The 20,055-nt window shown below is 73.3% G+C and carries 18 protein-coding genes; 8 read left to right on the top strand and 10 right to left on the bottom strand.

What is annotated here, in order from left to right:
* Positions 1 to 32 precede the first annotated feature (32 nt).
* From AC069X_RS01290 to AC069X_RS01300, 3 genes are all read right to left on the bottom strand, one after another.
* Positions 33 to 284 carry a hypothetical protein gene (locus AC069X_RS01290; RefSeq protein ID WP_478723820.1) on the bottom strand — a complete coding sequence of 84 codons (252 nt, stop codon included), beginning with the start codon at positions 282 to 284 and terminating at the stop codon, positions 33 to 35.
* Complete coding sequence (locus AC069X_RS01295) at positions 281 to 727, bottom strand: sigma factor-like helix-turn-helix DNA-binding protein (RefSeq protein WP_478723822.1); 447 nt, start codon at positions 725 to 727, stop codon at positions 281 to 283. Before AC069X_RS01295 ends, AC069X_RS01290 begins: the two co-directional genes overlap by 4 nt.
* A gap of 61 nt (positions 728 to 788) precedes the next feature.
* Positions 789 to 1,310, bottom strand: a complete 522-nt coding sequence (locus AC069X_RS01300) for a MarR family winged helix-turn-helix transcriptional regulator (RefSeq protein ID WP_478723824.1) — start codon at positions 1,308 to 1,310, stop codon at positions 789 to 791.
* Positions 1,311 to 1,562: 252 nt separating this feature from the next.
* On the opposite strand from AC069X_RS01300, the gene ilvA reads away from it, so the two are divergent.
* The gene (gene ilvA / locus AC069X_RS01305) at positions 1,563 to 2,795 is read left to right on the top strand and encodes a threonine ammonia-lyase (protein WP_478723826.1); all 1,233 of its coding nucleotides are present in this window, start codon (positions 1,563 to 1,565) and stop codon (positions 2,793 to 2,795) included.
* Between the two features lie 155 nt (positions 2,796 to 2,950).
* On the top strand, positions 2,951 to 3,073 hold the full coding sequence (locus AC069X_RS01310; RefSeq protein ID WP_478723827.1) for a hypothetical protein: 123 nt from the start codon (positions 2,951 to 2,953) through the stop codon (positions 3,071 to 3,073).
* A gap of 7 nt (positions 3,074 to 3,080) precedes the next feature.
* Here the strand turns inward: AC069X_RS01310 and greA are convergent, their stop codons facing one another.
* The 4 genes from greA to AC069X_RS01330 all read right to left on the bottom strand — a co-directional run bounded on the left by greA (position 3,081) and on the right by AC069X_RS01330 (position 6,150).
* Entirely contained in the window at positions 3,081 to 3,578 is a 498-nt protein-coding gene (greA, locus tag AC069X_RS01315; RefSeq protein ID WP_478723829.1) for a transcription elongation factor GreA, read from the bottom strand.
* Between the two features lie 119 nt (positions 3,579 to 3,697).
* Positions 3,698 to 4,207, bottom strand: a complete 510-nt coding sequence (locus tag AC069X_RS01320; protein ID WP_478723831.1) for a cupin domain-containing protein — start codon at positions 4,205 to 4,207, stop codon at positions 3,698 to 3,700.
* Positions 4,208 to 4,304: 97 nt separating this feature from the next.
* The gene (locus AC069X_RS01325) at positions 4,305 to 5,510 is read right to left on the bottom strand and encodes a hypothetical protein (protein WP_478723833.1); all 1,206 of its coding nucleotides are present in this window, start codon (positions 5,508 to 5,510) and stop codon (positions 4,305 to 4,307) included.
* Positions 5,511 to 5,736: 226 nt separating this feature from the next.
* Positions 5,737 to 6,150 (bottom strand): DUF4307 domain-containing protein, encoded by a 414-nt coding sequence (locus AC069X_RS01330; RefSeq protein WP_478723835.1) that lies wholly within the window; start codon positions 6,148 to 6,150, stop codon positions 5,737 to 5,739.
* A gap of 107 nt (positions 6,151 to 6,257) precedes the next feature.
* Here AC069X_RS01330 and mca point away from each other — a divergent pair, with 107 nt between their 5' ends.
* Positions 6,258 to 7,139 (top strand): mycothiol conjugate amidase Mca, encoded by an 882-nt coding sequence (gene mca / locus AC069X_RS01335; RefSeq protein ID WP_478723836.1) that lies wholly within the window; start codon positions 6,258 to 6,260, stop codon positions 7,137 to 7,139.
* A 2-nt stretch (positions 7,140 to 7,141) separates the two neighbouring features.
* Positions 7,142 to 7,378, top strand: a complete 237-nt coding sequence (locus AC069X_RS01340) for a hypothetical protein (protein WP_478723838.1) — start codon at positions 7,142 to 7,144, stop codon at positions 7,376 to 7,378.
* Positions 7,379 to 7,476: 98 nt separating this feature from the next.
* Here AC069X_RS01340 and AC069X_RS01345 read toward each other — a convergent pair whose 3' ends face one another.
* The 3 genes from AC069X_RS01345 to AC069X_RS01355 all read right to left on the bottom strand — a co-directional run bounded on the left by AC069X_RS01345 (position 7,477) and on the right by AC069X_RS01355 (position 13,368).
* Positions 7,477 to 10,749 carry a tetratricopeptide repeat protein gene (locus AC069X_RS01345; protein WP_478723840.1) on the bottom strand — a complete coding sequence of 1,091 codons (3,273 nt, stop codon included), beginning with the start codon at positions 10,747 to 10,749 and terminating at the stop codon, positions 7,477 to 7,479.
* Positions 10,750 to 10,892: 143 nt separating this feature from the next.
* The gene (locus AC069X_RS01350) at positions 10,893 to 11,843 is read right to left on the bottom strand and encodes a hypothetical protein (RefSeq protein ID WP_478723842.1); all 951 of its coding nucleotides are present in this window, start codon (positions 11,841 to 11,843) and stop codon (positions 10,893 to 10,895) included.
* A gap of 34 nt (positions 11,844 to 11,877) precedes the next feature.
* Positions 11,878 to 13,368: an APC family permease gene (locus AC069X_RS01355; RefSeq protein ID WP_478723843.1), complete on the bottom strand. Its 1,491-nt coding sequence runs from the start codon at positions 13,366 to 13,368 to the stop codon at positions 11,878 to 11,880.
* Between the two features lie 197 nt (positions 13,369 to 13,565).
* On the opposite strand from AC069X_RS01355, the gene AC069X_RS01360 reads away from it, so the two are divergent.
* From AC069X_RS01360 to AC069X_RS01375, 4 genes are all read left to right on the top strand, one after another.
* Positions 13,566 to 15,629, top strand: a complete 2,064-nt coding sequence (locus tag AC069X_RS01360) for a thioredoxin domain-containing protein (RefSeq protein ID WP_478723845.1) — start codon at positions 13,566 to 13,568, stop codon at positions 15,627 to 15,629.
* A gap of 236 nt (positions 15,630 to 15,865) precedes the next feature.
* Entirely contained in the window at positions 15,866 to 17,146 is a 1,281-nt protein-coding gene (locus AC069X_RS01365; RefSeq protein WP_478723847.1) for a glycosyltransferase, read from the top strand.
* The gene (locus AC069X_RS01370; protein WP_478723849.1) at positions 17,143 to 18,864 is read left to right on the top strand and encodes an ArnT family glycosyltransferase; all 1,722 of its coding nucleotides are present in this window, start codon (positions 17,143 to 17,145) and stop codon (positions 18,862 to 18,864) included. Before AC069X_RS01365 ends, AC069X_RS01370 begins: the two co-directional genes overlap by 4 nt.
* A gap of 6 nt (positions 18,865 to 18,870) precedes the next feature.
* Positions 18,871 to 20,055 carry a glycosyltransferase gene (locus AC069X_RS01375; RefSeq protein WP_478723851.1) on the top strand — a complete coding sequence of 395 codons (1,185 nt, stop codon included), beginning with the start codon at positions 18,871 to 18,873 and terminating at the stop codon, positions 20,053 to 20,055.

Here is a 20,055-nt window from a genome sequence, read left to right on the forward strand (position 1 = left end):
CGGGGGCCAGGACGTACGCCGCCCCTGAACGGCTACCAGCCCTCCAGGGGCGGCGACACCTCGCTCGGCGGAACCACCCACGGCCGGGTCACCGCCGCCCACACGGTGAAGGCCACCGCCGCCGCCCACAGCAGCGCCCAGCCGAACCGGCGCAGGGCCCGGCGGCGGCGCAGCAGCCGCCTGCCGTGCGCCCGGGCCGACGTCGCCAAGCCCGCCGGGACCGCCGGGTGCGGGCCGTCCAGCAGCGCCCTGACCTGCGCCTCCTTGCGGTCGAGGGGGCTCATGCCGCCTCCGCCGCCGCGCCCGCGGAACGCAGGGTCGCCACCGCCCGGTTGCAGACGGCCTCCACCCGCTCGGGCGGCAGCCCCAGCTGCGCGGCCGTGACCTCCTCGGCGACACCCTCGTAGACCCGCATCACCAGCACGAGCCGCTCCATCGGGCTCAGCACCGCGAGGACCCCGCCGCCACGGGGAAGCCGGCGGGCGGTACGGGCGTACGCGGCGCACAGTCCGGCGCGGGTGTGGTCGTACGGGTCGTCGTCGCGCAGCCGCTCCCAGTGCGCGTACGTACGGGCCAGCGCGCCGGCGAGGATCCGCCGGGCGGTGGGCGCGCGGTCCGGGGGCTCGGCCGTCAGCAGCGCGGCGACGTGCAGCAGCCGCCCCGCCGCGCCCGCGACGAAGGCCTCGAACTCCGCATCACGCCCCGAGCGCCGGTCCACAGCACCCATGGTGCGGCCGGTGCCACCACCCCGGTCAAGGGGTCGGACACGGCGGGATCGGTGCTCCGGTTCAGGAAGCCGGGCCGCCCTCGGACGCGGAGGACATCAGCTCCGACAGCGAGCCGTTGAAACGGGTCAGCAGGGTGGTGAACACCTCGCGCTCCTCCTCCGCCCAGCCCTCGGTCACCCGGGCCATCAGCTCGCGCCGCGAGGAACGCACCTCCTCCAGGCGGGCCAGCCCGCGCGGGGACAGCGCGAGCACCACGGCCCGTCCGTCCTCCGGGTGCGAGGTGCGCTTGACCAGGCCGCTGTCGACGAGCGGGGCGACCTGGCGGGTCACGGTGGACGAGTCGATGCCCATCCCGCCCGCGAGTGCCTTCACCCCCATCGGGCCTTCCAGGTCGAGCCGGTTCAGCAGCAGGTAGGCGGCGCGGTCCATCGAGTTGCGGGCCTGGCCGACGCCGCCCAGGCGGGTCTGCTCGGCCCGGCGGGCGAACACCGCCACCTGGTGCTGGAGCGCGTCGAGGAGTCCGGCTCCGGCGGGCGCTTCGGCCGCCGTGGGCAGGTCGGAACTGGCCGGGATCGAGGGCATGGCCGTGGGCTCTCTTCGCATGGGGCCGACAGGGATGGGGGACAGAGTACGCGGCCCTGCGGCCGCTCGTACGCCGCGTTTGACAACTGATACGGCCCGTGGCCGCACCCGCCGGAGGAGTGTCCCGCATGGCGAGATTTCGCCCCTTGTGGGACCCCCTCCCGCACCCCCCGCGCGCCCCCTCGTCCGCGCTCCCGCCGGGCCTCCGTCCGCCCCTGAGCCGGGGCCCCCGGCGGCTGCGAGACTGGCCGCATGAACTACCGCGTGCCCGTGCCCGTCCCGCAGGTCATCCTCGACGACGTCCGGGGGGCCCAGAAGATGCTGTCGGGCGTGTCCCGGGTGACGCCCATGGAAGGCAGCCGGCACCTGTCGGCCCTCACCGGTTCCCCCGTCCACCTCAAGTGCGAGAACCTCCAGCGCACCGGCTCCTTCAAGCTGCGCGGGGCGTACGTGCGCATCGCGGGCCTGCGCCCCGAGCAGCGCGCCGCCGGAGTCGTCGCCGCCAGCGCCGGCAACCACGCCCAGGGCGTGGCGCTGGCCTCCTCCCTGCTCGGGGTCCGCTCCACCGTGTTCATGCCGGTCGGGGCCCCGCTGCCCAAGGTGGCCGCCACCCAGGAGTACGGCGCCGAGGTCCGCATGCACGGCCAGGTCGTCGACGAGACCCTCGCGGCCGCCCAGGAGTACGCCGACCGCACGGGCGCGGTGTTCATCCACCCCTTCGACCACCGCGACGTCATCGCCGGCCAGGGCACCGTGGGCCTGGAGATCCTCGAACAGTGCCCCGAGGTGCGCACCATCCTCGTCGGCATCGGCGGCGGCGGGCTCGCCGCCGGCATCGCGGTCGCCGTCAAGGCGCTGCGCCCGGACGTGAAGGTGATCGGCGTGCAGGCGGCGGGCGCGGCCGCGTACCCGCCCTCGCTGCGGGTCGGCCACCCCGTCTCGATCGACAGCCCGGTCACGATGGCGGACGGCATCAAGGTCGGCCGCCCCGGCGACGTCCCCTTCGCGATCATCGGGGAGCTGCTGGACGACGTGCGGACCGTGTCCGAGGACGCCCTGTCGAGCGCGCTGCTGCTGTGCCTGGAGCGGGCCAAGCTGGTGGTGGAGCCCGCCGGGTGCAGCACGGTCGCCGCCCTGCTGAGCGAGCCGGAGCTGTACGGGAGCGGCCCGGTGGTCGCCGTGCTGTCCGGCGGCAACATCGACCCGCTGCTGCTCCAGCGGATCCTGCGGCACGGCATGGCGGCGGCGGGCCGCTACCTGTCGCTGCGGCTGCGGGTGGCGGACCGGCCGGGTGCGCTGGCGGGGCTGCTGGCGGTGCTGACGACGGTGGACGCGAACGTGCTGGACGTCAGCCACGTGCGCACGGACCCGCGGCTGGGGCTGACCGAGGTCGAGGTGGAGCTGCAGCTGGAGACGAAGGGCCCCGAGCACTGCACGGAGGTCGCCCGCTCCCTGCACGCCGCGGGCTACCGGGTCATGGCCTGACGGCGGGGACCGCCGTGCGCTCCGCGCCGAAGCCGTGGCGGAACGCGATATGACGCGATGCGGTGCCAATGTGCCGGGCGAGTGACGCCCGCCGCCCCCAGGCTTGCCTGGGAACGCCCGGAATCCACCGGCCCCATCGCTCAGGGAGAATCCCCGTGCCAGGCGCCATCTACGCCGAAGGCCTGGTCAAGACCTGTACCGCCGAGCGGCCGGCCGACCCCGTGCGCGAGCCCCCGCCGGAACGGATCCGGCGGGGGCTCGCGCACGGGTGTGCGTAAAGGGTGATCAGCCGTTGAAGGGCTTGACGGCCAGGATCCTGACCGTGGCCTTCTTGCCGTTCGGCAGCTCGTACTGGGCGTCCTCGCCGACCTTCTTGCCGTTCACGCCGGCGCCCAGCGGGGACTGCGGGGAGTACGTCTCGAAGTCGTCGGACGCGTACTCGCGGGAGGCCAGCAGGAACTCCAGCGTGTCGTCCTCGTCGCCGTCGAAGGCGATCGTGACGAGGGTGCCCGGCGCGACCTCGCCGTCGGAGGCGGGCGCCGTGCCGACCTTGGCGTTCTCCAGGAGCTGTGTCAGCTGGCGCACCCGGAGCTCCTGCTTGCCCTGCTCCTCCTTGGCCGCGTGGTAACCGCCGTTCTCACGCAGGTCGCCCTCCTCGCGGGCAGCCGCGATCTTCATGGCGATCTCCGTGCGGGCGGGACCAGAGAGGTAGTCCAGCTCGGCCTTCAGCTGGTCGTACGCCGCCTGGGTCAGCCAGGTGACGCTCTCGCTCGTCTGGGTCACGGGTGCTCCTCGTCGGTACAGGGGACTACATAGCCGCCAGCGGCGGGCGAAACCACGAGCCTAACAATTCGGGAAGAAAAGGGGGAGGAGCCGATGTGTATGAAGTGTGTCATCGGGGCTCATCGGGGCCGGGGGGCGCGGAGGTCCTCCCAGACGGCGCTGGTCCCGAAGTACGTGTCGTACAGCTCCTGCACCGCCAGCAGGCTCTCCGGGGGCACCTTCCCGTGCCTGATGCGCTCCAGGTGGCGGAAGTACTCGAACCGCTCCACCCCCGGGGTGATGACGACCAGCATCTCGGCGCTCTGCCCGGGCGCGGCGGCGAAGGCGTGCTGCTGCCCCGGCGGCACGATGACCACGTCACCGGCCTCTGCCTCGACCACCTTGTCGCCCGCCAGCAGCTGCGCCGTCCCGTCGATCACGTAGAACATCTCGGCGGACCGCCCGTGGTGGTGGGGGCGGGCGCCGTCGGAGCCGTCGCCCAGGCTCACGCGCATGGCGGACAGGAACCCCCCGGCGGAGGAGCTGTCGGCCATCAGCCGCAGGGCGGAGTCCGGCCCGAAACGGATCTCCTCGGCGTCGGCGGCGCGGACGACGACGGAGTCGTCGAAATCCGGGATGAAGAGTGACATGTCGACTCCAGGTGCTCGGGTGGGCGGACACCCCAGTCGACACCGTCCGGGGTGTGCCGCGCACCCCCCGGACGGTCGTCTGTCACCTCGCCCGGGGCTACCGCTTCCGCTCGTAGTTCGTCAGCACACAGCCGTCGACCTGCGCCTTCTCCAGGCGGTAGCCGGCCGGGGCGGTGAAGCCGGTCTCGCAGTTCAGGTACAGGAACCGGAGCTGGTACAGCCCCCTGCGGACGGCCTCGTTGTTCGTCTCCACGGCGATGTTCGTGCCCACCAGCAGCTTGCTCGCGGTGGCCCGCGTCCGCCCGTCGTCCTTCAGGTCGGCCAGCTGCGCCGCCTTCGCCTTGGCCTGGAGGGTCTTCATGTCGGAGACGGTGTCCAGCCAGTTCAGGTTGTGCGCGCGCCGCTCCCCGCCGAGCTCCCCGCAGACGGCCCGCTGCTTGACGCCCCAGGAGCTCGGGCTGCCGCCGCTGACGACCGGCTCGTAGTCGATCGACTGGATGTGCTCGTCGGTGACGGTCATCTTCGTGCAGTCGACGGTGTGCGGGCTGACCAGCTTCTTCAGCTCGTCGAGGCTGTTCGCGGCGGGCAGTCCCTGGCTCCCGGCACCCGGCCTGCCGGGCTGTGCGCCGCCCTCGGTGGAGGGGTCGCGGACGGCCCCGCGGTGGGGGCTGCCCTCGCCGTCGGGGCTGTTGACGTAGTCGGTGAGGAAGCACCCCTCGACCAGGGCCTTCTCCTTCTTGAACCCCTCCGGCACGTAGACGTCGGGGTTGCAGGTCAGGATGCGCAGGTCGGAGTCGGGCGGGTCGACCAGGGACACGGCGGTCGCGGTTTTGAGCGCGGTCAGCGCGAAGTTCTTGCCGACGACCGTGCGGCTGGCGAGGTCGGTGTCGACTCGGCCCTCGGCGATCAGTTTCGCGGCGTTGTCCCTGGCGGCCTGCTGGTGGGCCTTCATGTCCGGGGTCAGGAAGAGGACGATCTCGCCCCGCGCCTTCTTGTCCGTGCAGACGCCGCGCTCGGTGATGCCCCAGTCCCCGGGGCCGATGAACCCGCTCAGCGGCACCCGGGCGTCGTTCGGGTCGGTGCTCAGGTTCTCGCAGGACGTGTACTGCTTCACGTGCGCCTGTGCCCCGGCCAGCGTGGCGGGTGCGGGGGCGGCGGCCGTGGGGGAGGCCTGGGCGGAGGCCCCGGCGGACGCGGCGGGAGCTCCCGCGGGCGCCGGCTTGGGGGAGTCCTCGCAGGCGGTGGCGAGGGTGCTGAGCGCGGTCAGGGCTGCGGTGGCGGCGAGTATCCGCTGGAGGCGCATGGGTGTCTTCCGTCGGCTGGACACGGCACGGGGGATGGCGTGCACATGCTAGGCCGGGGGCATGGCCATGATCAAAGATGCCCCGCCGGGGCGGCCGGGGCCGGATTCCGCCGCGCGGGCGGGGGCGTGCCCGTCGTCCGGGGCGGGGAGGCGGCGCGCGGGTCCGGGGGGCCGGCGGGCGGCCCGGGTGCGCGCAGGGGCGGCGGGCGCGGGCCCGGCTCCGGGGTCAGTTCGCGGTGCCCGCCGGCTGGCAGCCGACCAGCTCGACCATCGTGGCGCGGCCCGTCGTCTTCAGGGTGACCATCTCGTCCACCCGCTTCTCGGCCTGCGCGAACGTGAAGTCCGCCCGGCCCACCTCGCCGTGCTGCTCGTCCTGCGAGCTGAGGGTGCAGACACCGGTGACCGAGGCCTCCTTGCGGACCTCCAGGTGCACCTTGACCTCGTTGTCGGAGACGATCTGGAACTTGATCACCTCGGCGCTGACGCTCTGCCCGCCGACGTAGTCCCAGCCGATCCAGCCGACCAGGGCCAGCAGTCCGACCCCCAGCACCGAACCGACGATCTTGAGCTTCCGGTCCGCGCGCTCGTCCGCCGACCGGCCGTACCGGCCCTCGGGGAGCCCTTCGCGCACCGCGCCCATGATCGATTCCTCTCGCCGGGAAGGGCAGACAAGCCCAGGAATTTTCCCACCCCCGATTCGGTCAATATAGAGGTTGACCGTCGCGCCGAATCACAGAGGATCCTGTCTTGACCGAGCAGCTTCGACTGATGGCCGTCCATGCCCACCCCGACGACGAGTCGAGCAAGGGCGCGGCCACGATGGCCAAGTACGTGTCCGAGGGGGTGCCGGTACTCGTGGTCACCTGCACCGGCGGCGAGCGCGGTTCCGTGCTGAACCCCAAGCTCCAGGGCGACAAGTACATCGAGGAGAACATCCACGAGGTGCGCGCCAAGGAGATGGACGAGGCGCGCGAGATCCTCGGCATCGACCAGGAATGGCTCGGCTACGTCGACTCCGGCCTTCCCGAGGGCGACCCGCTGCCCCCGCTGCCCGAGGGCTGCTTCGCCCTCGCCGACGTCGACGAGGCGGCCGGCGAGCTGGTGAAGAAGATCCGCGCCTTCAAGCCGCAGGTCATCACCACCTACGACGAGAACGGCGGCTACCCGCACCCCGACCACATCATGACCCACAAGATCACGATGGTGGCCTTCGACGGTGCGGCCGACACCGACAAGTTCCCCGAGGCCGAGTACGGCGCCCCGTACCAGCCGCAGAAGCTCTACTACAACCAGGGCTTCAACAAGCCGCGCACCGTCGCCCTCCACGAGGCCCTCCTCGCCCGCGGCCTGGAATCCCCCTACGGCGAGTGGCTGGAGCGCTGGAAGGAGTTCGAGCGCAAGGAGCGGACCCTGACCACGCACGTCCCCTGCTCCGACTTCTTCGAGATCCGCGACAAGGCCCTCATCGCGCACGCCACGCAGATCGACCCCGACGGCGGCTGGTTCCGCGTCCCGATGGAGATCCAGAAGGAGGTCTGGCCCACCGAGGAGTACGAGCTCGCCAAGTCGCTCGTCGACACCTCCCTCCCCGAGTCCGACCTCTTCGCGGGCATCCGGGAGAATGCGTAACCATGAGCGCTACCCAGGCAGCAATCACCCAGTTCCTTCCGCTGGCCGCCGACACCTTCGACAAGAACAAGGTGACGCCGGGCCTCCTCGGCTTCGTCGTGTTCGCCGCCCTCGCCCTCGGCGTGTGGGGCCTGATGAAGTCGATGAGCAAGCACATGGGCCGCGTGAACTTCCAGGAGACCCAGGAAGCCACCGCCGCGGCCCCCGCCGCCCCGGCCGCCGACGCCTCCAAGGCGTAGCATCCGCACGACGGCACGCGCGTTCCGTCCCGCCCCGCACGCCCGGGCGGGGCGGAACTCGCGCGCGCCCCGGCGGGGCGGAACCGGCGCGCGCCCCGCTACAGCCCCGGCACCGCCACCCCCATCACCTCCCGCGCCCGCAGGCCGGGAACCAGGCCCAGCCGCCACGCCTGCCAGCCCTCCGCGGGGTCCACCCCCCGCGCCAGCACCACCCCGTACGTCTCCAGGCAGTCCTCCAGCCGGCCGTCCCGCAGGGCGTGCGGAGCCGCCACCAGCCGCGCCAGCTCCGCCCGGGCCTCCTCCACCGCCGAACCGCCCGCATCCGCGTACGGCAGCATCGTGCAGCGCAGGAACCGCGCCCAGTCCTCCCCGCGCCGGTCCCCGTACGACACGAACAGCCGCACCGCGTCCTCGCACAGCCCCACCGCCTGGCCCACCCGCGCGTTCCCCGCGTCGATCACCGCCAGCTCCGCACACGTCCACCCCTCGCCGTGCGCCAGCCCGATCCGCCGGAAGTCCGCCCGCGCGTCCACCAGCAGCTGCCGCGCGAACCCGGAATTGCGCAGGTTCCCCGTCTGCGCCGCCCGCTGGTCCCGCGTCACCCGCCCCGAGTGGTAGCGGGCGTGCGCCAGCCCGTACACGTCCCGCATCCGCGAGAACATCGTCCGGGCCCGCTCCAGCTCCCGTACCGCCCGGTCCAGCTCACCGTCCTCCTCCAGGGCCTGCCCCAGGTAGTACAGAGTCCACGCCTCACCGCGCGCGTCCTCCGCCAGCCGGTGCCGGGCCAGCGCGTCCCGCAGCCGCTCCAGCGCCCCCTCCGGATCCCCGTCCACCACCCGGGCCCGCCCCAGCTGCGTCAGCGCCCACGCCTCACCCCGGTCGTCCCGCGTCCGCCCGTACAGCCCCAGCGCCAGGTGCAGCTCCTCCTCCGCGCGCGCCACGTCGCCCGTCCGCAGGAACACCTGCCCCAGCTGGAAGTGCGCCCACGCCTCCCCGTGCACGCTCTCGCTCTCCCGGTGCAGCTCCAGCGACCGTCCCAGCAGCGCCACCGCCTCCCCCAGCCGCCCCCGGTCCCGCTCCACCGCACCCAGCGCGTGCAACGCCCACGCCCGGTCACCCGCCAGCTCCTCCGGTTCCTGGAGCACCAGCGCCTCCCGGATCCGCGCGGCCGCCTCCGGCAGGTTCCCCTGGTGGTGCAGCGTGATCCCCAGCGACACCAGCGCCATCCCCGCACCCGCCTCCTGCCGGGCCGCCTTGTACTCGTCCACCAGTGAGGTCAGCGTCGTACGCGACTTGTCCAGCTCGCCCAGCTGCCGCGCCGCGATGCCCGTACGCCACTGCACCGAACGGTTCATCCGCCCCCGGTCCACCGCACGGGTCAGCTCGTTGATCTCGCCCAGCCGGTACAGGTCCCCGCGCAGCAGGCAGAAGTCGCACAGCGCCCCCAGCAGATCCAGCACCGCCTGCTGGTCCACCCCCTCCGAATGCCGCAGCGCCGCCGTGATGAAGCTCGACTCGTCGTCCAGCCAGCGCAGCGCCGCGTCCAGCGAGGCGAAACCGTGCCCGCCGAAGTGGTTGGCCCGCGTCGACATCTTCCCGTCGACCATCCGGATCACCGAGTCCGCCAGCTGCGCGTAGTCCCGGATCAGCCGTTCGTGCGCGGCCGCCGCCTGCGCCCGGTCCTCGTCCGCCGCCAGCCGCGCCGCCGCGTACGCGCGCACCGCGTCGTGCACCCGGTACCGCTCCCCGCGTACGAGGTCCAGCAGGCCCGCCCGCGCCAGCTCACCCAGCAGCCGCCCCGCCTCCACCCGCTCCGCACCCGCCAGCGCCGCCGCCGCGGCCGCCCCCAGCGAAGCCCGCCCCGCCAGGGTCAGCCGCCGCAGCAGCCGGCGGCGCTCCTCCGGCAGCCGCGCGTACGCCAGCTCCAGCGCGTGCTCCAGCCCTCCGCCCCCACCGCCGTCCGAGGCCCGCGCCGACCCCAGAGGCGCCAGCACCCGCAACGCCAGCGGCAGCCCGGCCCCCAGTTCCAGCAGCCCGTCCAGCGCCGCCCCCTCCGGCGCTGCCTCGCCCGCCGCCCGCGCCCCGGCCCGCAGCACCTCGGCCGCCTCCTCCCCGGACAGGCGCACCACCGGCAGCTGGTGCACCCACGCCCCCAGCCCCTCCGGCAGCTCCAGCGGCTCCCGGGCCGTGACCAGCACCAGGCTCTCCGAACGCTCCGGCACCAGCGCCCGCACCTGACGCGGATCCACCGCGTCGTCCAGCACCACGGTCACCGGGAACCCCTGGAGGTGCTGGTGGTACAGCTCCGTCAGCCGGCGCACCTGCGACTCCGCCGACGCGCCCTCCCGGAACAGCAGCTGCTCGCGCGGCGCCCCCAGCCGGTTCAGCAGGTGCAACAGCGCCTCCCGCGTGGACAGCGGGGCCTCACCCGCGCCCGTAGCCCCGCCCCGCAGGTCCACCGCGCACGCCCCGCGGAACTGGTCCCGCAGCGCGTGCGCCGCCCGCAGGGCGAGCGCCGTGCGCCCCACCCCCGGCTCCCCGTGCAGCACCACCACCACCGGCCGGGTCTCCGTACTCGCCCGCGCCGCCGCCACCCACTGCGCGATCCGGGTCAGCTCCGCACGCCGGCCCGTGAACAGCGCGTCCGCGTCCGGGAGCTGACCGAACGACTGCTCCAGCATGCTGCGCCGCCGGGCCTCCGCGCTGCGGTCACCCCCGCGCAGCACGCCCGCCGGACCGCCGCCGGCGCCGTTGCCGTTGACGTTGCCGTTGACCATGCCGTTGACCACCGCACCCGCCCCGGCCCGGCCCCGCGACGGGGCCGCCGCCGGCATCCGCGCGGCAGCCGCCGCCACCGCACGCTCCTGCTCCAGGAACGGCCGGATCCCGCGCACCTCCAGCGCCGTCAGCCACTGGAGCCGCAGCTGCTCCGGCCCGCCCGGGCGGCCCGCGGCCCCGGCCCGGCGGTTCGCCGCGGGCACGTGCAGGGCCGTCACCTTCGCCACCGTCGCCGCCGCCCCCGCGACGCCGACGACGAACCCCGCGCTCAACGCCGTCCCCGCGTCCACCCCGAAGGCCAGGTCCGCCCCGACCGCCGCGGCCGCGGCGACACCCGTCACCAGCAGCGCCGTCCCCGTGTTCCCCCGCCGGAAGGCCTCCCCGAGCGACTGCGCCCCGGCCGCCGCCTCGTCCAGGGCCGCGACGTACGCCGCGTACTCCTCCGCGGCGGCCGCCGCGAGCCCGTCCAGCGCGTCACGCCCGCGGGCGAGCAGCGCCTCCCGGTCCGCCGCCCCGGGCCCCGCCCGCCGGACCTCCTCCTCGACGGCCCGGGCCAGCACCCGTTCGGCCTCGACACGATGGCTGTCCCGCATCGGCATCCTCCTCGGAGAGCTCCGGAAACGTGCGCCAAGTGTCCTGCGGGACACCTCGGAGCGCGAGGAATCTGAGCTATTTCAGAGGCAGTTGACAACACGACGGTCATCCGCGCGCAGGTGTGGACGCGCCGCCGCCGCGCTCAGACCGCCCCCAGCACCCGGTCACGCCAGCGGACGAACAGCCCCTCCGGATCACCGCTGTACGCCCACGGCACCCGCGTCGCCCGGTTCTCCAGCAAGGCGAACACCGGCCCCGCCTCGGCCTCCATCCCCGCGTGCACCAGCCCGTGCGCCAGATGGTTCAGATCCGCCACGTCCTGCGCGTACCCGGCCGTCCGCCCCCCGATCCACTTGTCCAGCGCCTCCCGCAGGTCCCACCGGGCCCGCTCCCCGCTCCAGTGGGTGGCCAGCCCGATCGCCGAACGCCCCTGCTCCGCCTGCGCGTGCCGGTACTGCTCCGCCCGCGCCACCTGCGGCAACACCGCGAGCGGCGACCCCACGGGCGCGTAGACCGCCGTGTCCCACGCGAAGTTGTACGCCTCCCCGGCCGAACCGTGCCACCGCGCCGACAAGTAGCGCAGCGCCTGGTGGTGCCCCTCCCGGTGGAAGGCGTCCCGGGCCCGCAGTTCCCGCCACCAGTGGCCGAGGTTCGGGTCGCCCCCCTCGTACAGCCGCGCCAGCGCCACCAGCGAGACGTACGGGTGCGGATCGTCCGGGGCCAGCTCCGCCGCCCGCAGGCAGAACCGGGCCGCCTGCTCCAGCGCGTCCCGCGAGGGCGTCGAACCGCCCCGCGCCAGCGCGAACATCCGCATCACCTCGGTCTCCGCACGCAGCACCGCCGCGTCGGGATCCCAGGGGTCGGACGCGTGCCACACGTCCACCGTGTGCCGGTCCGCCGCCGCGTCCGCCAGCAGCCGGATCCGGTGCGCACGCCGGTCCCAGTCGTCGCGCGGATGCTGCGCGAGGAGGTCCCGGGCACCTTCCCAACGGCCCATCACCATGTCCTGGACGCCCTCTTCCAGGGCCCGGTCGCCGAACGCCGGATCGTAGTCCGGGGCTCCGGCACGCCGGCGGCGCAGCCACGCTGACATGCGTACTCCTCGATGGGGGAACGGGGGCGGTGCCTCAGAAGTCGGTCAGCACACCGTCCCGCCGGGTCCCCGCCCCGCCGCCGGCCCCGGCGTGCTCCCGCAGCCCGGCCGCGAAGGCCTCGTGGCCGGGATCCAGCGGCCGGGGACTGAAGTACGGCAGGTCCCGCAGCCACGCCGCGAACATCGGGACCAGCCCCAGCCCCAGCGCCCCCAGCCCGATGGCCAGCGCGCTGCCCGACAGTTCCGGCAGCGACACCACGAACACCCAGCCCATGAACACCGCCCCGGCCAGCGGCCACAGCCCGACGAAGACGAGGTTCCACACCGACCGGAACAGCACCCTGCGGTGGACGACCACCGCGGACAGGCCCGCCAGGGCGTAGTAGAAGGCGATGTGCAGCCCGATCCCGCTCACCGCGTCACGCACGAACCGCGTGCCGGACCCGGCCGTGGCGGCCACCGCCACCACCAGCAGCGCCACGCCGGCCATCACCCCGGTGGCCACGGCGGGCGTGCGCCACTCCCGGTGGATCCGCCCGAACACGGCCGGCACAGTGCCGTCGCGGCCCATGGCGAACAGCGTCCGCGTCGCCTGGAGCAGGGCGGTCTCCAGCGTGGCCACGGTCGACAGCACGACCGCCAGGACCAGCAGCCGTCCGCCCCAGCCGGGCCAGACGGCCTCACCCAGATCGGAGAGGAAACCGTCCGGGTTCTTCCGCACCGCGTCCACCCCCAGCAGCCGGACGGTGGCGACGGTGAACAGCGAGAACACCACGAACGACACCACCACCCCGATGATCCCGCCCAGCCCGAAGCCCCGACGGCTGCCGCGCGTCTCCTCGTTGAGGTTGCTCGCCACGTCCCAGCCCGCGTACATCACCCCGGCGACCAGCGCCCCGGCGACGAAACCGTGCGCGGTGTCGAAGTGCCCGAAACCGAACCACGACAGCGAGAAGCCGGTCGTGGGGCCGTCGGCGGTGAGCGCCGCGACCGAGAAGGCCAGGAGCAGCGCGAGCTGCGTGCCCGTGATGGCCCGGCGGGCGTACGGGCCGATCCGGGCCCCCAGCGCCACCACGCCCGCCATGAGGACGAACAGGCCCGCGCCCACCGCCGTCGCCAGGCCGGTGCGGCCGGCCAGTGCGGGATCGGCCAGGGCGAGCGCGGCACTGCCGGCGGGCAGGGTGGCGGAGACGAGGAACACGGTCGCCGAGACCACCAGGGCCCAGCCGCTCAGGAAGCCGAGGAAGGGGTGCAGGGCCCGCGCCACCCACGAGTAGCCGGCCCCCGCGTTGACGTCGAGGCGCCCGAGCTGACGGAAGGCCAGCGCGATCCCGACCGTCGGCAGCGCGCAGTACAGCAGCACGGCGGGACCGGCGATGCCGACGGTGGCGACGAGCACGGGAATCGTCGCGGCGACGGTGTAGGCGGGCCCGCACCCCCCGACGGCCATGACGACGGAGTCGAACGTCCCGTACGCCCCGGCCCGCAACTCCCCGCCGCCGCCGCTCCCGGCCCTCTTGCCCAACGCGCTGCCCCTTCCGGCCGTGTCACAGGGGCCCGATCTTGCCGACCGCGAGGCGGTGACACAACCCCTACTCTTCGGTTTCTTTTGTCGGATGGCGCGTCGAGTGCGGAAATCGGCGTCCGCATCATGGACTGCTTCGGATTTCGTTGTCTCATGGCGGGCTCTGACGTGAGGGCCCCGGGGGCTAGATTGGGCGTATGCCGAACCGCCTCGCGAACGAGACCTCGCCGTACCTGCTCCAGCACGCCGACAATCCGGTCGACTGGTGGCCCTGGTCGCCGGAGGCGTTCGCGGAGGCACGCGAGCGCGGTGTGCCGGTGCTGCTCAGCGTCGGCTATTCGAGTTGCCACTGGTGCCACGTCATGGCCGGCGAGTCCTTCGAGGACGAGCTGGCGGCCGCCTACATGAACGAGCACTTCGTCAACGTCAAGGTCGACCGCGAGGAACGCCCCGACATCGACGCCGTGTACATGGAGGCCGTGCAGGCGGCCACCGGGCAGGGCGGGTGGCCCATGACCGTGTTCCTCACGCCCGACGCCGAGCCCTTCTACTTCGGCACCTACTTCCCGCCCGAGCCCCGGCACGGGATGCCCTCCTTCATGCAGGTGCTCGAAGGCGTGCGGACCGCCTGGACCGGGCGGCGCGAGGAGGTCGACGAGGTCGCGCGGCGGATCGTGCGGGATCTCGCCGGACGGCAGCTGGACTACGGGAAGGCCGGGCTGCCCGGGCCCGAGGAGCTGGGGCGGGCGCTGCTCGGGCTGACGCGGGAGTACGACGCCGCGCGGGGCGGGTTCGGCGGGGCGCCGAAGTTCCCGCCGTCCATGGCGCTGGAGTTCCTGCTGCGCCACCACGCCCGGACCGGGTCCGAGGGGGCCCTGCAGATGGCCGCCGACACCTGTGAGGCGATGGCCCGGGGCGGGATCTACGACCAGCTCGGCGGCGGGTTCGCGCGGTACTCCGTGGACCGGGAGTGGGTCGTGCCGCACTTCGAGAAGATGCTCTACGACAACGCCCTGCTGTGCCGGGTGTACGCGCACCTGTGGCGGGCCACCGGCTCCGACCTGGCGCGGCGCGTGGCGCTGGAGACGGCCGACTTCATGGTGCGGGAACTGCGGACGGAGCAAGGCGGGTTCGCCTCCGCGCTCGACGCCGACAGCGCGGACCCGGTCAGCGGCCGGCACGTCGAGGGGGCGTACTACGCCTGGACGCCCGTGCAGTTGGCGGAGGTGCTGGGGGAGGCCGACGGGGAGCTGGCCGCCGCGTACTTCGGCGTCACCGAGGAGGGGACCTTCGAGCACGGGAAGTCGGTGCTGCAACTGCCGCCGGACGGGCCCGTGGTGGAGGCGGAGAGGATCGCCTCCGTCAGGGAGCGGCTGCTGGCGGCGCGCGGGCGGCGTCCCGCCCCGGGCCGGGACGACAAGGTGGTCGCCGCCTGGAACGGGCTGGCCGTGGCGGCGCTCGCCGAGTGCGGGGCCTTCTTCGAGCGGCCGGACCTGGTCGAGCGGGCGATCGAGGCCGCCGACCTGCTGGTGCGGGTCCACTTCGACGCCACGGCCGGGACGCCCCGGCTGGCGCGGACCAGCAAGGACGGCCGCGTCGGGGCCAACGCCGGGGTGCTGGAGGACTACGGGGACGTCGCCGAGGGGTTCCTGACCCTGGCCTCGGTCACGGGGGAGGGGGTGTGGCTGGAGTTCGCCGGTTTCCTCGTCGACCTGGTGATGGCGCGCTTCACCGCCGAGGACGGCTCGCTGTACGACACCGCGCACGACGCCGAGCAGCTGATCCGCCGGCCGCAGGACCCCACCGACACCGCCGCGCCCTCCGGCTGGACCGCCGCCGCCGGCGCGCTGCTGTCGTACGCGGCGCACACCGGCTCGCGGCCGCACCGGGAGGCGGCGGAGCGGGCGCTCGGGGTGGTGCACGCGCTCGGGCCGCGCGCCCCGCGCTTCATCGGGCACGGGCTGGCGGTCGCGGAGGCGCTGGTGGACGGGCCGCGCGAGGTGGCGGTGGTGGGCCATCCGGAGGATCCGGCGACGGCGGCGCTGCACCGGACGGCGTTGCTGGGGACGGCTCCGGGGGCGGTGGTGGCGGTCGGTCTCCCGCGCAAGGCGGACGGGAGCGGCGGGGAGTTCCCCCTTTTGGCCGAGCGCACACTCGTGCGCGACCTTCCGACGGCGTATGTGTGTCGACATTTCGTCTGCGCGCGGCCTACGACCGAACCGGTCGAGCTGGCCGAGCAGTTGGGGGCGGTTCGTCCCTGATTGTGGGGGAGTAGCGTCAATTCCGGTTGCTTGAGGCTCACTTGGAAACGCGGTTTTTATTCGAGTGGCGCCTGAGTTTCATTTTCGCTGTCTAGTCTCGTGTCTTCGGGAGTCAGCGAACAGCGCACTGGGGGGTGCGCGCGTGGGGGAAGCGGAGGCGGCAGGCCGGGGGGCCGGGCCGTCTCCGGGGGGTTTTCGATCGCCGCCTGGGGTTGCGGCTTGTCTGGGGGGACAGTTTGCTCACGTCTGTCTTTGTCGCCGCCATATCTCTGGCGCTCTTCTGGATGGCCGCCTTCACGCTGTGGTGGCAGATGCACGCGTGGCGTACGCCCGAGACGCTGGCCTCGACCCGCTTCGACAGCCCCGACGGCGAGGGCCGGCTGTCGTTCTCGCTGCTGCTGCCCGCCCGCCACGAGCAGGCGGTGCTGGAGCACACCATCGACCGGCTGCTGGAGTCCAGCCACACCGACTACGAGATCATCGTCATCGTCGGTCACGACGACCCGGAGACGACCGCCGTCGCCGAGCGCGCCGCCGCCCGCGCGCCCGAGCGGGTGCGCGTGATCGTCGACCACAACGAGACCAAGAACAAGCCGAAGGCCCTCAACACCGCCCTGCCGCACTGCCGGGGCGACATCGTCGGGGTCTTCGACGCCGAGGACCAGGTCCACCCGGAGCTGCTCACCCACGTCGACCACGCCTTCCGCGCGACCGGCGCGGACGTGGTGCAGGGCGGGGTCCAGCTGATCAACTTCCACTCCAGCTGGTACAGCCTGCGCAACTGCCTGGAGTACTTCTTCTGGTTCCGCTCCCGTCTGCACCTGCACGCCGAGAAGGGGTTCATCCCCCTGGGCGGCAACACCGTCTTCGTGCGCACGGACGTGCTGCGCGAGGCCGGCGGCTGGGACCAGAACTGCCTGGCCGAGGACTGCGACCTGGGCGTGCGGCTCTCGTCGGTGGGCAAGAAGGTGGTCGTCGCGTACGACTCCGACATGGTCACCCGCGAGGAGACGCCGGGCTCGCTGGTGAGCCTGCTCAAGCAGCGCACCCGCTGGAACCAGGGCTTCCTCCAGGTCTACCGGAAGAAGGACTGGCAGCAGCTCCCCGGCCGCGGCCAGCGCTGGCTGGCCCGCTACACGCTGATGACCCCCTTCATGCAGGCGGCCTCCGGGGTGATCATCCCGGTGAACTTCGCGGTCGCGGTCTTCCTCGACGTACCCGTCGGCATCGCGATCATCACCTTCCTCCCCATGATCACCGCGATGGTGACCTTCGTCTTCGAGATCGTCGGCCTGCACGACTTCGGCCGCCAGTACGGCCTGCGCGTGCGGTTCGTGCACTACCTGAAGCTCATCGTGGGCGGCCCCTTCTACCAGGTGATGCTGGCGGGCGCCGCCATCCGGGCGGTCTGGCGCGAGCAGCGCGGCCGCAACGAGTGGGAGCTGACCAGTCACACCGGTGCCCACCTGACCTCCGCCACCTCCGCCACGCCGATCCGAGAGGACAGCCACCAGTGACCGCCACCCTGCCCACGGCCACTGATCCCCAGCCGGCGGACGCCACCGGCACCGCCCAGCTGCTGCCCGTCCGCCGCCCGCCCGGCACCGGCACCGGTACGGGTTCCGCTTCCTCCGGTCCCGAGGTCCGCGGCGGCCTCGGGGTGCGCCCGGCGGCCGCGCGCCCGATGGTGCGCTTCCGCTCCTCCCGTCCGGACCTGCTGCTCTGCGGTGCGATCCTGCTGGCGATCGTCCTCGTACAGGGCTGGAACATCACCAACTTCCCCACCCTGAGCGACGACGAGGGCACCTACCTGGCCCAGGCGTGGGCCGTGCAGCAGGGCGAGGGGCTGGCGCACTACACGTACTGGTACGACCACCCGCCGCTGGGCTGGATCCAGATCGCGGGCCTGACGTACCTGCCCGCGCTGTTCGTGCCGGAGTGGATGACGGTCGCGCCGATGCGCTTCTCGATGCTGGCCGTCTCCGCCGCCAGCTCGGTGCTGATGTACGTGCTGGCGCGCCGGCTGTGGCTGCCGCGCTGGGCGGCGGGGCTGGCGATGGGGCTCTTCGGGCTGTCGCCGCTGTCGGTGGTCCTCCAGCGGGAGATCTTCCTCGACAACCTCGCCGTCATGTGGATCCTGCTGGCGTTCTGCCTGGCCGCGTCCCCCAGCCGCCACCTGTGGCACCACTTCGGTTCGGGACTGGCGGCCGCCACCGCCGTCCTGACCAAGGAGACGATGCTGGTGGTGCTCCCGGCGCTGCTGGTGACGATGTGGCGGCACAGCCACCGCGACACCCGCAAGTTCGCCGTGACCGGGGCGATCACCGCCTGTGCGCTGATAGGGCTCTCGTACCCGCTGTTCGCGCTGCTCAACAACGAGCTGCTGCCCGGCGCCGGACACGTCTCCCTGATCGACGGCATCACGTACCAGATGAGCCGTCCCGGCTCCGGCTTCATCCTCGACCCGGGCTCCGGTTCGAACGGGGTCTTCCGGTCGTGGCTGTACTACGACGCCGTGCTGCCGCTCGGCGGCCTGGCCGGGGCCGTACTGCTCCTGGTCACCCACCGGTGGTCCGTGACCGCCCGCGCGCTCGCCGGGCCGGCCCTGGCCGTCGTGATCCTGGCCGTGGTCGCGATGCGCCCCTCCGGCTACCTCCCCGCGATGTACGTGATCCAGGCGATGCCCTTCCTCGCCCTGGTCCTCGCCGGGGGCGCGGCCAGCGTCACGCACGCCGTGCTGCGCCGCCGCCGCAAGGCGGGCGAGGGCTGGGGCCTGGTGTACGCACGCCGGGCGCTGGTCGGCGTCCTGGCCGTGTCGGCGGCGGCGTACGTGCTGCCGCGCTGGTACGAGGGCAACCACACCGCCCTGACCGTCGACGCCAACGCCCCCTACCGGCAGGCCGCGGCCTGGCTGGGCCGGGAGGTGGCCGATCCGGCGAACACCCGCGTCCTCGTCGACGACGCGCTCTGGCTCGACGCTGTTCACCACGGCTTTGCACCCGGGGACGGCGCCATCTGGTTCTACAAGGCGGACCTCGACCCGGCCGTCACCAAGACCCTGCCGCGGGGATGGCGGGACATCGACTACGTGGTGTCCTCGCCCACCGTGCGTCGCGACGCCGCGGACCTGCCCAACGTGAAGGCTGCTCTGGAGCATTCGACCGCGGTCGCCGTCTTCGGTACGGGCGAGGACCGTATCGAGATCCGCCGCACCGACCGCGAGAGTGGGAGCTGAACCACGATGAGCGAGGACCTGTGGCCCCCGCATGCCCTGGATGATCCGGAAGTGGACGCTCCGGCGGTGGCCGCCGCCGGGAGCGTCACCCTGATCATCCCGACCTTCAACGAGTCCGCGAACGTGGGGGAGCTGCTCCACCGGCTCCGCTCCGCCGTCCCGCACGGGCCGCCCTACGAGGTCCTCTTCGTCGACGACTCCACCGACGACACCCCCGCCGTGATCGAGAAGGCGGCCGCGGACTGCCCCTTCCCCGTGTCTGTCCTGCACCGCGAGAGCCCCGAAGGGGGCCTCGGCGGGGCCGTCGTCGCCGGCATCGAACGGGCCGGCTCCGACTGGATCGTCGTCATGGACGCCGACCTCCAGCACCCGCCCCACCTGGTCCCCGAACTCGTCGGCGAGGGCGAACGCACCGGAGCCGACCTCGTCGTCGCCTCCCGCTACCTGCCCGGCGGCAGCCGGGCAGGACTCGCCGGCGGCTACCGCGTCGCCGTCTCGCGGGGGGCGACCTGGCTGGCCAAGGGACTCTTCCCGCGCGCCCTGCGCGGCATCAGCGACCCGATGAGCGGCTTCTTCGCGATGCGCCGCTCCGCCGTCACCGGCGCGGCCCTCCAGCCGCTCGGCTACAAGATCCTGCTGGAGCTCACCGTCCGCTGCCGCCCGGAGCGGCGCGCCGAGGTCCCCTTCGTCTTCCAGGACCGCTTCGCCGGGGAGTCGAAGTCCACCGCCCGCGAAGGGCTGCGCTTCCTGACCCACCTCGCCGCCCTGCGCACCGCGGGCTCCCTGGCCAGGATGATCGGCTTCGGGCTGGTCGGGCTCTCCGGCTTCGTCCCCAACCTGCTGGCCCTGTGGCTGCTCACCCACGCCGGGATGCAGTACCTGGCCGCCGAGGTCCTCGCCAACCAGGCCGGCGTCCTGTGGAACTTCCTGTTCATCGAGACGCTGCTCTTCCGCGACCGGCGCCGGCACCGCCACTGGGCGGACCGCCTCGGCCGCTTCGCCCTCCTCGCCAACGCCGACCTGCTGCTGCGGATCCCGCTGATCGCGCTGTTCGTGGGCCGCTTCGGCCTGGAGGTGCTGCCCGCGACCGCGCTCGCGCTGGTGACCACCTTCGTGCTCCGCTTCGCCGCCACCGAGGCACTCGTCTACCTGCCGCGCGGGCCACGCGCGGCGCGCCCCACCAGGAGTTGA

The organism is Streptomyces sp. NPDC043896 (genome assembly GCF_056435605.1).